This is a genomic window from Myxococcales bacterium, from assembly GCA_016716835.1.
Lineage (GTDB): Bacteria > Myxococcota_A > Polyangia > Haliangiales > Haliangiaceae > JADJUW01.
In genome coordinates this window covers 801,686-815,572 of record JADJUW010000002.1, presented here as the reverse complement: position 1 = coordinate 815,572, position 13,887 = coordinate 801,686, and the positions used below count along the sequence as shown (strand labels likewise).

The following is a 13,887-nucleotide window of genomic DNA, read 5'->3' as shown; positions in this document are numbered from 1 at the left end:
TCGTCTTTAATATCCCACAACTGGCCACAGCAACCTCGAGGGCTCGGCTCAACCGCGCAACGTCGCTACCGCTGGTATTTGTCCACCGCCGCGCTGTGCTCGGCAAACGTTTTTGAAAACACGTGCGAACCGTCGTTGCGACCAACGAAGTAGAAAAAGCCGCTGCCATCGGGCTGCATCGCGGCGAGCATGGCGCCCCGGCCAGGACTGCAAATCGGTCCAGGTGGCAAGCCCGCGTGCTGGTACGTATTGTAGGTATTGGTGGCGTCGCGCAACTGCAAGGTGCGCAAGCGATCGGTAATTTTCCAATTTTTGCATGACGTCGCGCCGGGTGAACCAACCATGCACCCATAGCGGATGGTGGGGTCGGTCTCGAGTCGCTTGGAAACAAACGTATCGCTAGTCAAACGATTGTAAAAAACCTGCGCAATGCGCGCTTGCTCGCTTGGTAATACGGCCTCTTTCTCGACCAGCGAGGCCATGGTCAGGAGCTGGTGCGCATCCCACCCCATGCGCCGTTGCGTCTCCGCCAGCGCGGGGCCCGCCGCCGCCGCTACCTCGCTCCACACGACGCGATACCGTGCCACTAGGCGTTGTAAGATCTTTTCCGCCGGCTGATTGAGCGGAAAATCATAGGTATCGGGGAAGAGATAGCCCTCGATGCTTACGGCATCGATCTGCAGGGTTTTAAGAAACGTTGGGTCTTGCGCCAGCGCTTGGAGCTCGCTGCGTTTACCAACGCCTGCGGCTTCGATGATGTCGAAGTACTCCAGCATGTGCTTGCCTTCGGGCAGCGTCACCTTGACCGTCTTTTCCTTGACGCCGGCCACCAGTACATCGAGCACTTGCTTGGGCGTTAGGTTATCGGCCAGTTCATAGCGCCCGGCGCGCACCTTGCGGGTGGCGCCGCGATACATGCCGTAGACCCGAAACAGGCGCGGCTGCGTGACGACGCCCTCGGCGTGTAGCGCGGCCGCGATGCCGGTAAACGACATGTCGGGCGTGACCTCGACGACGACGGGCTTGCCGGTACCGGCGTGGGCAACGTGGGGGTATTGCAGCGCGCGAAACCCAAGCACGCCCGCCACCCCGACGGCCAGGGCCAAGGTTGCCAAGACGATCCATAGTGCCGTCTTAAACGACGATTTCGCCACGAGCGCAGCGTACTAGATTGCGCCGACCAGGAGAACCAGCGCGCCGCCAAAATCCGGGGGCAAGGTGGCGGCTGCCAACGAGGGAGTTAGGGCTTAGCACGCGCGAGCCACGCTTGCAGGATAATGGCGGCCGCCTGCTTGTCGATCACCGCGGCGCGCTTGCCGCGCTTGACGCCGCCGCTGATCAGCAAGCGTTCGGCTTCGACGGTCGAAAAGCGCTCGTCTTGCTCAAACATCGGCAGGATTGAAATCGCGCGCAAGGCGGCGATAAACACCCGCACGCGGGCGGCACGCGGACCCTCCTTACCCGAAAGCTCGAAAGGCATGCCGACCACCAACGCCTCAGCACGTTCGGCCGTGGCGAGCTCGGCGATCGCGCGCGCGTCAGCCTCTGTCCCGCGGCGCGAGATCACGCAGAGCGGATGCGCTGCGATCCCAAGCTCGTCAGAGACGGCGACGCCGATGGTCTTGCTACCAACATCAAGGCCGAGCGCACGCATGCGAACCAGGTATACGCCAGTCCGAGCGCTGGCGACGACTGACACCACGTCAATCGTGCTAGCCGCCTAAGGGCGGGCGAGCCTCCCCAAGTCACCCCCTAACTCGTTGCAATAATGAGACTCTCGCGGGCACACGCGCTGGCGCGACGTTTGCATATTTTTACAGCACACGTGTACCGGTCGATCCGACTCCCAGTGGCCTTGATGGCGTTGCTTTTGGCGACGCTGCTTGCGCTGGCGCCAGTCCGGGCGGACGGCCGTCGCAACGTCTCGGAATTTGACGCCAACGTGCTCGTCCACATTACCGAAGATTCACTGCGTCCGGTGCGGGAGGCCATGCCCAGCATCAACTTTCCCCCTCGCTCACAAATTGTCAACGAATTAGCCGCAGGCTTTCGCGTCCTACCCGAGGCAGCGCAGGCGCGCGTGCTCGCACAAGCTCGCTTAGTTCGCGGCAACCTCGCGGCGCTCGATCACGCAATTTTCAGTCAATTGCTGCCATCCGAGCAGCTTCTGCGCAAAGAAATTGCCGCTCATCTACCCGACGACATGTTTATGCCGCCGGCGCCTGGGCAGGCGGCCATCATCGACAAGGCCCTGCTCGTCGACGTGATCGCGCGCGGCGTGCTCGCGCTACCGCGCATCGAGCAGGTTGCGCTGATCGTGGCCATTCGCGCCGAGCGCGGCAACGTCGGCGGCATCTTGCGCGTGGCGCTGGCGGGGCTTGGCCCGGGCTTCGTCAAGCTTGGCCAATTGCTCGGCAATCGCCCCGGCTTGCTCAGCGATGACATTCGCCGCGAGGTCGCCAAGCTTTCAAGCGAGGCGCCAGCCGCTCCATTTGTTGACATCGTGGATCAACTCGACAAGGCCCTCGAACGCAACCCCGCGGCGCGCGCGCAGCGCGTTCGTGGACGCCGGCTGGTCGACACGTTGTTTGCTTCCATCAATTCCAAGCCGCTCGGCGTCGGCTCGTTGGGCCAAATCCATCTCGCGACGCTGCCAGATGGTCGCGTCGTTATCATCAAGATTCTCAAGCCTGGCGCCAGCCGCGCGCTGCGGCGAAACCTCGACACGCTGACCCAGCTCGTCGAAGGTCGCCCGGACGCCGCGGGCTTTAGGTCCATCATCGATAGCTTTCGCGAGGTGAGCGAGGCCGAGGTTGATTACGGACTCGAGCGCGCCGCGACGATGGATTTGGGGCCTATCATGGCGCGTCTGGGCATCACGGTACCGCGCATCTATTCGGCCTTGTCCGGTGATGACGTCTTGGTGCAAGAAATTGCGGTGGGCGCCCCCATCATCGACGCCTCGTTGTCGCCCGCGGAGCGGCGGCAACTTGCGCCGCGCATCCTTGCGGCCGCCGTTTTCACCGTGCTCGTCACCGGGCGGTTTCACGGCGACCTCCACAAGGGCAACATCTTTGCCGGCCACGACGCCACCGGCGCGCTGGGGCTTACGTTCATCGACTGGGGCATGACGCTCCGCATTTCAATCATGGAGCGCATCCAATTCGTGCGCGGCCTATTGGCGACCGCGCTGCGCAGCGAAGGCGCCCTGATGCGGATCTACGGCGTACCGCGCCAACACCGCCAACGTGCCAAGGCGCTCATTGCCACAGAATTTGCCAAACCAGGCAATGCGTTTTCACGCCTACAGGGGGCGCTTGTCGTCGTGCAAGGTCACGGCGGCACGCTGCCGCCCAACCTTATTCATGCGGCGCGAACGCTCATGCTCGCGCCAGGCGTCGCAACCCAACCCGCCTCGGAATGGGGCTGACGATCTGCTGCGCCAGGGCCTTGCATTTCTTACGCCGCGAAGGCGCGGCCCGGCCCAAGGTGCATGGGAAGCGCCGCTCGCCTCGCCCGCGCCGACGACATCCGCCGATAGCCAGAACCACGCCGCCACCGCTCGCGGCAAAAACGTCGGCTTGACGGGAAAAGTCGGGCGTCGGCCGCACGGGCGGGTTTGGCGGATGGGGCTGGCACGGCGAGATGGCCACGTCGCACCGCAACCGACGCGAACCGTGCGCAAAGGTCGAACCCGCTAGCAAGCTGCCTGCGCGACCTGGGGCGCGTCACCCCACATTGGGAGAATTGGTCCCATCGAGCAGGCCAAACAGTCACCACCAGACTCCGATTTTTTCTTACACCAGGCAACGCGATCCGGTTTCACCTCTTTTAAAATCAATAAGTTAAAGACGTCCCATGCTTCGTTCTGGACCTGGCACGATGGTTGCTTAGTAGTCTAAGCGTGAGGCAAACGCCTCGCTGACAACTGAAAAGTTTGCGCGAAGACGGTGCGGTTCGACTTGGTTTAGACCAGCGTTCTCTCCCCTCCCCCCCCTCCCCTGTTGACTAAAGCAAGGCGACGGCACCGGCGACGCGCGAAGGGCCGCTACTCAACTCCTCCCTCCCCCCTCCTGAGTAGCGGCCTGATTATTTTTCGGCATTTTTTAGTACAGTTGCCGGCCATGACCGACGAACCCCGCCGCCCGTCCGCTCCCGGTCCCAAGTTGCAGCTGCAAATGGACGACCAGGTCGCGACCGGCACCTATGCGAATCTCGTACTCGTAAATCACTCCGAAAACGAATTCATCCTCGACTTTGCCTTCTTGCAGCCAAACACGGGCCGCGCCCGCGTCGCCTCGCGCATCATCTCATCACCCAAACACACCAAACGCCTCGCCGCCGCGCTGCAAAAAAACATCGAGCGCTACGAAGAGCGCTTCGGCGCGATCGAACTCTCCGACCAGGACGAGCCTCCGGTGGTTCACTAGTGCTTACCAATGCCCCGCTGATCGCCCCCCCGCCGCTCGCGCCAGGGCAGATCCTAGCAATCGCGGCGCCCGCCGGCCCGGTGTCACCCGAAAGACTTCGCTTGGGTTTGACCCATCTCAACGCGTTTCGGCTCGCAATGCGACCCGACATCGAGCGCAAGGCAGGATATCTCGCGGGCGATGATCAGCTGCGTATTGACGAATTTAACGCTTATCTGCGCGATCCAGACGTCCGCGCCATCATGATGGCACGCGGTGGCTATGGCCTAATGCGCATCTTGCCGCATCTTGACGAGGCGGCGTTTCGCGCCGATCCCAAACCCATCATCGGTTTTTCCGACGGCACCGCGCTACATGCTTGGGTGATGGCCTGCGGCTATCAAGCCATCCACGGCCCCGTGGTCACGCAACTGGGCGGGCTTGATGCCGCGAGCGTGAATCGCTTGCTGCAAGTAATGACAACGCCCGAGGCGGCCCCGCCGATCGCGCTGCAAGAGGCGCAGGCCGACGCCAGCGGCATCGTCGTAGGCGGCAATCTCTCGCTGCTTTGCCATCTCATGGGGACCCCATGGCAGGTCGCTATGGCGGAACGCTTGGTGTTTTTAGAAGACGTCGGTGAAGCGCCCTATCGCATCGATCGCATGCTAACGCAGCTAAGTCTGGCGGGGGCGCTGCACGCCTGCTACGGCCTCGTTGCGGGCGATTTCACGCGCTGTGGCGATAACGCAAGCGACGACGATGGTCGCGCGGCGAACGCGCTGCTGCGCGCCGCCGCCGCGGCCGCCGCAACGCCCTTCGCTTGCGGGCTGCCGGTGGGGCATGGCCAACGCAACCAGGCGTTTTACGTCGGGGCGCGCGGCGAGATTCGCGTCGACAAACGCCAGCTCGCGTTTGTGACAGGCTGAGGGCGATGGCTTAGAATATTCCAGGTGAACGCGCTGCAAAAAATTTCCAGCGAGCTGCGTCACGCCCGCGACGTCGCGCGCCGCGACGATATTGACGGCCGCCTCGAACAAATCAAGTTCGGCACCAGCGATTATGGCTACGACGCCTTTGGCCTCTCCAAGTCGCATTTTCGCCAGGCCGCCACCGCCGCGCGCTTGCTCTATCGCTACTATTTTCGCGCCGAGGTGTTTGGCGCGCACAACATTCCGGCGCATGGCCGCGTGATGTTTATTTCGAATCACTCGGGCCAGCTCCCGTTTGACGGCCTGGCGATTGGTTGCGCCGCCTTTCTCGATGCCGCCAAGCCGCGGCTGGTGCGCAGCATGCTCGAACGCTATGTGCCGACCATGCCCTTTGTTTCGTACTGGTTTGCGCGCCTGGGCCAGGTCACCGGCACGCCGGAGAATTGCCGCGCGCTGCTGCAACGCGAAGAGGCCATCTTGGTCTTTCCCGAGGGCGTGCGCGGCATCTCCAAGCCGTATCGCGAACGCTACCAACTGCAGCCGTTTGGCCTCGGCTTTCTCCGCCTAGCGCTGCAAACGCAAACCCCGATCATCCCGGTCGGCGTGGTTGGCGCCGAAGAGCAGGCGCCCGCGGTCAACCTGCGACGCGTAGCCAAGTTGCTCGGCATGCCCGCGCTGCCGGTGGTGCCCTACCCGCCGTTCATTCCCATCGTGCCGCTGCCGGTGCGCTATCGCATCCATTTCGGCGAGCCGCTGCGCTTTGACGGCGATCCGGACGACGACGACGCGGTCATCGTGAGCAAGGTGCAGACCGTCAGCACGCCATCGAAGCGCTGCTCGCCGATGGGCTTGCCGCGCGGGAGCACATCTTCTGGTGAGCCAAAAAATTGTCATCACCGGCATGGCGGGCCGTTTTGGTCGCGTCGTCACCGAACGCCTGCATCGCCAACTTGGGCTACGGCTGGTCGGCCTCGATAGGCGGCCGTTTCCCGAGCGCCCCAAGGACGTCGAGCTCATCTCGGTCGATCTGCGCTCAAGCCGCGCCCGCGACGTCTTTCGCCACGGTGACGTCGCGGCGGTGATTCACCTCGGCATCATGCATGATCCCAGGGCCGCGGCGAGCGAGGTCTATTCGTGGAATATCGGCGGCACCACCAAGCTGCTCGATTATTGCCTGGCCTACAAGGTCCCTAAATTTGTCCTGCTCTCGAGCGCCAACGTCTACGGCCCGCGGCACGACAACCCGCAGTTTCTCACCGAAGACGCGCCCCTGCTCGCCTCGCAGCGGTTTCCGCAAATGCGCGACCTGGTCGAAATCGATCACCTCGTGTCGACGTTTTTTTGGAAGGCGCAGACGGTTGAGACCGTGATCTTACGGCCGGTGCACATCTTGGGCAGCATCCACAACGCGCCCTCGAACTACCTGCGGCTTAACCCCGCGCCGGTGCTGCTTGGCTTTGATCCCATGTTGCAATGCCTGCACCAGGAGGATGCGGCCGAGGCGGTGGCGCGCGCGATCGCGCCCGGCACGCGCGGCATCTACAACATCGTCGGCCCGGGCGAGTTGCCGCTCTCGGTCATTTTTCGCGAGCTGGGGCACAAGACCATCGCGGTGCCGCACCTGCTCGCCGGCGCGCTGTGGAGCGCGGCGTTTCGCCTCGGCATCTCGAACTACCCGGTCGCCGAGTTCGATTTTATTCGCTACATTTGCATGGTGGATGGTTCGCGCGCCGAAAGAGAGCTTGGCTTTCGCGCGCGCAAGAGCTTGCGCGAGACCATTTGCTCCGTGCTGGCGCGGCACGTGAGCGTAGGTGGAGGGCGGGCCGATGGACGGACAAAATACGCACGCAGTTTTTAATAAGGGGCCGGTCGTCGTCTTTCGCTGGCGCAACGAAGCCGGCTGGCCGGTTGAATACGTCTCCGACAACGTGCGCGAGGTCTTAGGCTACGACGCCGAGGCCTTCCGGACGCAAGCGCTAAGCTATGGCGACATTGTGATGCCCGACGACGCGCCGCGCGTAGCCTCCGAAGTGGCGGAGGCGTCGACGCGGGGGCTCGTCAGCTTCGAACACGAGCCTTACCGCGTTCGCCACGGCGACGGGTCGGCGCGCTGGCTGCACGACTTCACGCATGTCATTCGCGACGCGCACGGCCAGGCCACCCACTTCGTTGGCTATATCTTCGACATCACGCGCCGCATCGAGGCAGAGGCCGAGGCGCGTGAGCTCGAACGCAGGTTGCTGCATGCACAAAAGCTGGAGAGCCTGGGCCTCTTGGCGGGTGGCATCGCGCACGATTTCAATAACGTGTTGACCGGGATGCTGGGCCAGCTCGGCCTGGCGCGCAGGCTCGTGCCCGAGGCCTCGGCGCCGGTCCTGGCGTATCTTGATCAGCTCGAGCAGTTGGCCGAGCACGCGGCGGGGTTGACCAACCAGCTGCTGGCATATTCGGGCAAGGGCAGCTTCGTGGTCGAACCGATCGATCTCAATGCCCTGCTAGCCGAGATGGCGGGCATGATTAAGGTCGTCGTCAGCCGCCCCGAGGCCATCGTGCATTTGTTGGCGCCGAGCTGCCGCCATCGTCGCCGATCGCACGCAGCTTCAGCAAGTGGTAATTAATTTGCTCAGCAACGCCTCGGAGGCGCTCGGCCGGCGGCCTGGCACGGATCACGGTGTCGACGCGGCTAAGTCCTGGCAGCAACCGACGGAGCCGGCGCCGCGTCGAGCGATGAAGCCAGGCGGCTACGTCGAGCTTCGCGTTGCCGATACCGGATGCGGCATGGGCGAGGCGACGCGGGCGCGCATATTTGAGCCGTTTTTCACGACCAAGCAAACCGGGCGCGGCCTTGGCCTGCCGGCCGTTTGCGGCATCATCCGAAGCCTGGTGGTGGCATCTCCGTGACCTCGCAGCCAGGTCAGGGCACGACGTTCTCGGTCTTGCTGCCCGCGGCGCCGGCCTCGCGCGACCCACCCTACGCCGGGGCCACGCGCCCAGCCAAACGAACCGGCATGCCGCAACCCCGGTCGCGGTGGCCGGCACGGTGCTGATTGTCGACGACAACGCCGCGTTGCGCTCAACGGCCGCCGAATTGCTCCAGCAAATGGGCTTTGCCACCCTCGAAGCGCGCAATGGCGCCGAGGCCCTCGCCCTTTTTGACCAGCACGCCGCTACGATTTCGCTGGTCTTGCTCGATCTAACGATGCCGGGCCTATCAGGCGGCGACGTGATGGCAGCCTTGCATCAGCGGTGCGCGCAACTCCCCATCATCCTTTCGAGCGGGTTTAGTGAGCAGGAGGCGATTCGGCGCACGGCGGCGCCACCGGACCAATCAAGGGTGTAGCACCGGGTCACGTGCGATTTCTCAAAAAGCCCTATCGACTGAGCGGATTTCGAGCAGCTCGTCCGTCAGGCCTCCGACAGCTAGGCACGACATTTCAGTCACGAGGTGTGAAGAATCCGCCACACGGGCCGCGCCTTCCCGCCCCCGCTGACGTCCCCGCCGGCACCGCAGGCTAGGCCGCCTGCCGATTACTGGCTTTGCCAAGCTGGCACGTCGGTTGCTAGATATCGGGCAACACCCGGAGGAACCATGCGCCAACGTACCGCTTTGCTCACCACCATCTGCGCCACCGCTGCCTTGTCGATGAGCGCCTGCCTCATCGTTGTTGACGAGGAAACCCAATGGTCGCCGCCACCAACGACTTGCAGCTATGTCTGTGACGACTACGGCTGCTGGGATGTTTGCTACGACATCTGGTGCGCCAGCAACGATGAATGCGAGCTGGGCCTTTACTGCGAGGACGACCTAGGTAGCTACTATTACGGGCAGTGCGTCACCTCGCCAGCCGGCCTATGCTCCGCCGATGGCAGCTGTGGCCTGGAGGGCTATGTTTGCGATGAACGCGATACCTGCGTGCCGGGCGAAGCCGCGCCACCGCTTGTTTGTGAAGACCTAACCAGCGAGGCGGCGTGTCTAGAGGCCGACGCGTGCGCACCAGTTTACACCGGGGTTAACTGCACCACGCCCTCCGGCGCGGCCTGCAGCAGCGAGGCCGCTGACTGCACGTGTGAATCCTTTGTGTTCGCGCGGTGTGAACAACCCATTACACCTTGATTTGTAACCTGTTGAAACAAAAAGGTTTTATTAATCAAATTCGTGGCATCTCGGTTGCAGTTACATCTATCAGGAGCACCCATATGAAGACCCGCATGATCTCGTTATTTGCCGTCATCGCCCTAGTTAGCGCCTCCGGTTGCGAGTGGAAGTTTAACGGTTCGTCCGACGGCGACGGCACCTCGCCGCCGCTTGACCAAGGCCAGGTCGGCACCGCCTGCGTCGCCAACAGGGATTGTGAAAGCGGCGCCATATGCGACGCGAGCTCGGGCTCACCGGTTTGCACCGAGGCACCAGCATGCGACGTCTCCGACGACTGCGACGCCGGCTTTTCTTGCGACCCGCGCAACACCTGCGGCTTCACCGGCACCTGCAGCGCGGACGCGCCGGCATGCGACGGCTGGCCCAGGCCTGTATTGCAACGAGGCGCGCGGCACCTGCGAACCCAACGACCCAAGCTCGGTTGCCTGCGAAAGCATCATTGATGCAGGCCAATGCGACGAACGCGCCGATTGTGCGCCGGTTTATGCCGGCATCGACTGCCGCACCCCCGATGGCACGTCGTGTACCAGCGACGCCGCCAATTGTACTTGTGAATCGTTTGTCTACGACTTCTGCGCGACGCTCTAGCCTCGCCCGTCACCTTTGAAAGGACCTGCCATGAAGCTCTCCCTATTTATCGCCACCCTCGTTAGCGTCTCGCTCGCCGGTTGTTTTGCCAATTCTGACGGCGTCGTCACCTGCGGCAGCCTGGAATCGTCCGATGACGTGCGCTGCAGCCCGCCGCCTAATCCCCTGCCTGCAAACACCACCTGCGCCAGCGCATCCTGCGACGTGCCCCCGCCGTCGTGCCCGGAGAGCGAGGTCCCCTTGGTCGACGATACCGGTTGCTATACCGGTGCGTGTATCTCCTTCAGGAGTTGCGACGTCGCGCCACCGTGCAACACCCTAAATACGGAAGCGCTATGCAGCGAGCGCGCGGAGTGCGAAGCGGTTTACGGCGGCATCAACTGCCGCGACCCACAAGGCAATGCCTGCGACGCCAGCGGCGACGCCAGCACCTGCACCTGCGAAGCCTTCGTGTTTGCCCGCTGCGGCCTCGCGGAGTAGCGCGCGACCGCCCATGGGGTGTTAATTCGCGCAAATTCCCGCCAAATTGGGCAGTGACGCCCGGCGCGACCTGAAATTGCCCCGCCGCCCGTGGTATGAACGGCCTCCCGCAACTGCGCGGCTGCACGAGGCAACCTCATGGGAATACTCGAAAAAATCTTTGGTACCAAGAACCAGCGCGAGATTAACAAAATCCAGCCGCTGGTCGTTCGCATCGCCGACCTCGGCCCCACGATGGAGGCCAAAAGCGACGCCGACCTCAAGGCGATGACCGCGCGCTTCAAGGAGAAGCTCGACAACGGCGCCTCGCTCGACGACATCCACGCCGAGGCCTTTGCCGTGGTGCGCGAGGCCGGCAAGCGCGTGCTCGGTATGCGCCACTACGACGTGCAGATGATCGGCGGCACCGTGCTGCACCAAGGCCGCATTGCCGAGATGCGCACCGGCGAAGGCAAGACGCTGGTGGCGACGCTGCCGCTCTACCTCAACGCGCTCACCGGCAAGGGCGTCCACCTGGTGACGGTCAACGACTACCTGGCGCGGCGTGACGCCGAATGGATGGGACAGCTCTATGGCTGGCTCGGGCTTTCCACCGGCGTCATCGTGCATGGCCTCCACCAGTTTGAGCGCCAGCGCAACTACAACTGCGACATCACGTATGGCCAAAACAATGAGTTTGGCTTCGACTACCTGCGCGACAACATGGAGGACATCCCCGACCGGATGGTGCAACGCGCGCTCAACTACGCCGTGGTCGATGAAGTCGACTCCATCCTCATCGACGAGGCGCGGACGCCGCTGATTATTTCAGGCGAGGCCGAGCAGTCGCCAGACCAATACCACCGCGTCGACAAGATCATTCCGCGCCTGCGCCGCGACGTCGATTTTGTCGTCGACGAAAAGGCGCATTCAGCCATGCTCACCGACGAGGGCGTCGAGCGAGTCGAAAAGCTGCTATCGGTCGAGAATCTCTACAACATGGAGAATCTCCAGCTCAACCACCACGTGTCGCAGGCGCTCAAGGCGCACTCGCTCTACAAGCGCGACGTCAACTACGTGATCGAGCAGGGCGAAATCGTCATCGTCGACGAACACACCGGCCGCAAGATGCCGGGCCGCCGCTGGTCCGATGGCCTGCACCAAGCCATCGAAGCCAAAGAGGGCGTCGAGGTCGGCGAGGAAAACGAAACCAAGGCGACGGTGACGTTCCAGAACTTCTTCCGCATGTACGGCAAGCTGTCCGGCATGACCGGCACGGCAGACACCGAGGCCGGCGAATTCCACGAGATTTACAAGCTCGCCGTGGTGACGATTCCGACCAACAAGCCGATCATTCGCAAAGATCAGCCAGATCTGGTCTACAAAAATGAGCGCGGCAAGTTCAACGCGGTCATCGCCGACATCCTCGACTGCCACGGACGCGGCCAGCCGGTGCTGGTCGGCACCACCTCGGTCGAAAAATCCGAGGTCGTGGCGTCGTTCTTGCGCGAAAAGGGCGTGCCGTTTAACGTGCTCAACGCCAAGCAGCATCAGCGCGAGGCTGGCATCGTCGCGCAAGCCGGGCGCAAGAGCGCGATTACCATCTCGACCAATATGGCCGGTCGCGGCACCGATATTTTGCTCGGCGGCAATGCCGAGTACATGGGCAAGGAAGCGCTCGCGGCCGAAAAAGCCGCGTGGATCGCCGATCATGGCTCCGAGCTCGAGCCCTTGATCCTCGAACACGGTGCGGCTGATGCCAGCGAGCTGCCGAGCGAGGTCATCGAGGCGGCAGGCTTCGCCGAAACCGCGCGCGAACAGGCCCTGATTGCCCAATTTAAGACCCAGTGCGACGCCGAAAAACAAGTTGTGCTCGCCGCGGGCGGCCTGCGCATTATTGGCACCGAGCGCCACGAATCGCGCCGCATCGACAACCAGCTGCGCGGCCGCGCCGGTCGCCAGGGCGATCCGGGCGCATCGCGCTTTTACCTAAGCCTCGAAGACGATCTGCTGCGCATCTTTGGCCTCGATCGCATGAGCGGCCTCATGGAACGCCTCGGCCTGGTCGAAGACGTGCCCATCGAATCGCCCATGGTGACGCGCTCCATCGAAGGCGCGCAAAAAAAGGTCGAAGGGCAAAACTTCGATCGCCGCAAGGCCGTGCTCGAATACGACGACGTCATGAATCAGCAGCGGCAGACTATTTACGGGCTGCGGCGACAAGTACTAGAGGGGCGCTACACGCGCACCGCCGAAGAAGTGCCTGATCTTGTCGATCACCTGATTAACGAGACCAAGCTGGCGCGGGAAAACACCGACCGCGACACGCGCAAGGCGGTGAGCGAGCTGCTCACGCGCATCTACGAGGCCCTTGGCGAACGCGATCGCAAGATCGCCGCCGGCGAAGAGCCCGATGACGGCATGCCGAGCTGGCGCATCGTGCGCGCCGAGCTGTGGCGCCAGTTTAGCGCCCTCATCGACGTCGAGGCCGCCGAGAAGCTGCCACTGGACCAGCGCAACGAATTTATCATTGCCGCGGTGCAAAGCTCGATCGGGCAACAATCCGAGCGCTTGCTCGATCTGTGCGAAGACGGCATCAGCAAGACCATCGAGCAATATTGCCCACGCGACGTGCTGCCTGAGGACTGGGACCTAGATGCGCTGCAGGAAGGCCTGGGCGAGCTCTTCTCGTGCAAATTCTCGCTCGAGCACGGCAGCCAACAGGAGCTCGCCGAGCAGGCGTGGCACACGGTGGCCAAAAAGCTCGAAGAGCGCGATGCCGAACTGACCTCGCCATTTTTGCGTTACTACGCACGGCAATTTCTCCTCAAAGAAATCGACCAGCAATGGACCGAGCACCTCAAGCTGATGGATGCGCTGCGCGAGGGCATTCACCTACAGGGCTACAACCAAAAAGACCCGAAAAAGGAATACAAGCGCGCCGGCTTTGAGCTGTTCGCCGAAATGATGCACCGCATCCATCTCAATGCGGTCACCAATATCTTCCGCGTCGTGCGCATTGAGCAACAGGTGCCCGACGTCGTGCAGCGCGAGCGCCGGTTGGTGACGCAGGGCGCTGCGGGTAAGACTGACGGCGAAGAGCAAGAGACCGAAACTACGAACAAAACGGCAAATAATGGGGGCAACCAACGGCGCGTTGCCCGCGGCGGTAGCGCCGGCGGGGGTGCCGCCGAGCAAGGCGGCGAGCGCAAGGGCGAGACCGTCAAGCGCGACCGCCCCAAGATCGGCCGCAACGACCCCTGCCATTGCGGCTCGGGCAAAAAATACAAGAAGTGTCATGGCAAAGACGAAGCCGACGCTGCGGCCGAGTAGCAGCGCGCCCGCG

The 13,887-nt window shown here is 63.0% G+C and carries 13 protein-coding genes and 1 pseudogene; 12 read left to right on the top strand and 2 right to left on the bottom strand.

The genetic code is table 11. The annotated features are described in order from the left end of the window. Positions 1-65 precede the first annotated feature (65 nt). Both mltG and ruvX read right to left on the bottom strand, forming a co-directional pair. Positions 66-1,154 (bottom strand): endolytic transglycosylase MltG, encoded by a 1,089-nt coding sequence (gene mltG, locus IPL79_18350; GenBank protein MBK9072937.1) that lies wholly within the window; start codon positions 1,152-1,154, stop codon positions 66-68. An 86-nt stretch (positions 1,155-1,240) separates the two neighbouring features. Further along, positions 1,241-1,654 (bottom strand): Holliday junction resolvase RuvX, encoded by a 414-nt coding sequence (gene ruvX / locus IPL79_18345; GenBank protein MBK9072936.1) that lies wholly within the window; start codon positions 1,652-1,654, stop codon positions 1,241-1,243. Positions 1,655-1,858: 204 nt separating this feature from the next. On the opposite strand from ruvX, the gene IPL79_18340 reads away from it, so the two are divergent. The 12 genes and pseudogenes from IPL79_18340 (at position 1,859) to secA (ending at position 13,874) form a co-directional block, all read left to right on the top strand. Continuing rightward, a complete protein-coding gene (locus tag IPL79_18340; protein MBK9072935.1) occupies positions 1,859-3,430 on the top strand; it encodes an AarF/ABC1/UbiB kinase family protein in 1,572 nt (523 codons plus the stop codon). A gap of 694 nt (positions 3,431-4,124) precedes the next feature. Next, on the top strand, positions 4,125-4,430 hold the full coding sequence (locus IPL79_18335) for a DUF3467 domain-containing protein (GenBank protein MBK9072934.1): 306 nt from the start codon (positions 4,125-4,127) through the stop codon (positions 4,428-4,430). Further along, a complete protein-coding gene (locus IPL79_18330) occupies positions 4,430-5,335 on the top strand; it encodes an LD-carboxypeptidase (protein ID MBK9072933.1) in 906 nt (301 codons plus the stop codon). Before IPL79_18335 ends, IPL79_18330 begins: the two co-directional genes overlap by 1 nt. A 15-nt stretch (positions 5,336-5,350) precedes the next feature. Beyond that, positions 5,351-6,216 (top strand): annotated as a pseudogene (locus IPL79_18325) (acyltransferase family protein). Beyond that, positions 6,213-7,196 carry an NAD-dependent epimerase/dehydratase family protein gene (locus IPL79_18320; GenBank protein ID MBK9072932.1) on the top strand — a complete coding sequence of 328 codons (984 nt, stop codon included), beginning with the start codon at positions 6,213-6,215 and terminating at the stop codon, positions 7,194-7,196. The pseudogene IPL79_18325 and the gene IPL79_18320 overlap by 4 nt, the downstream one beginning before the upstream one ends. Next, positions 7,165-7,956: a PAS domain-containing protein gene (locus tag IPL79_18315; protein MBK9072931.1), complete on the top strand. Its 792-nt coding sequence runs from the start codon at positions 7,165-7,167 to the stop codon at positions 7,954-7,956. Before IPL79_18320 ends, IPL79_18315 begins: the two co-directional genes overlap by 32 nt. Next, the gene (locus IPL79_18310) at positions 7,946-8,239 is read left to right on the top strand and encodes a hypothetical protein (protein ID MBK9072930.1); all 294 of its coding nucleotides are present in this window, start codon (positions 7,946-7,948) and stop codon (positions 8,237-8,239) included. Before IPL79_18315 ends, IPL79_18310 begins: the two co-directional genes overlap by 11 nt. Positions 8,240-8,366: 127 nt before the next feature. Next, on the top strand, positions 8,367-8,678 hold the full coding sequence (locus IPL79_18305; GenBank protein ID MBK9072929.1) for a response regulator: 312 nt from the start codon (positions 8,367-8,369) through the stop codon (positions 8,676-8,678). A gap of 249 nt (positions 8,679-8,927) precedes the next feature. Next, the gene (locus tag IPL79_18300) at positions 8,928-9,452 is read left to right on the top strand and encodes a hypothetical protein (protein MBK9072928.1); all 525 of its coding nucleotides are present in this window, start codon (positions 8,928-8,930) and stop codon (positions 9,450-9,452) included. A gap of 83 nt (positions 9,453-9,535) precedes the next feature. Then, positions 9,536-9,937, top strand: a complete 402-nt coding sequence (locus IPL79_18295) for a hypothetical protein (protein ID MBK9072927.1) — start codon at positions 9,536-9,538, stop codon at positions 9,935-9,937. 175 nt (positions 9,938-10,112) lie between these two features. Then, on the top strand, positions 10,113-10,562 hold the full coding sequence (locus IPL79_18290; protein MBK9072926.1) for a hypothetical protein: 450 nt from the start codon (positions 10,113-10,115) through the stop codon (positions 10,560-10,562). A gap of 138 nt (positions 10,563-10,700) precedes the next feature. Continuing rightward, entirely contained in the window at positions 10,701-13,874 is a 3,174-nt protein-coding gene (gene secA / locus IPL79_18285; GenBank protein MBK9072925.1) for a preprotein translocase subunit SecA, read from the top strand. Positions 13,875-13,887 lie beyond the last annotated feature (13 nt).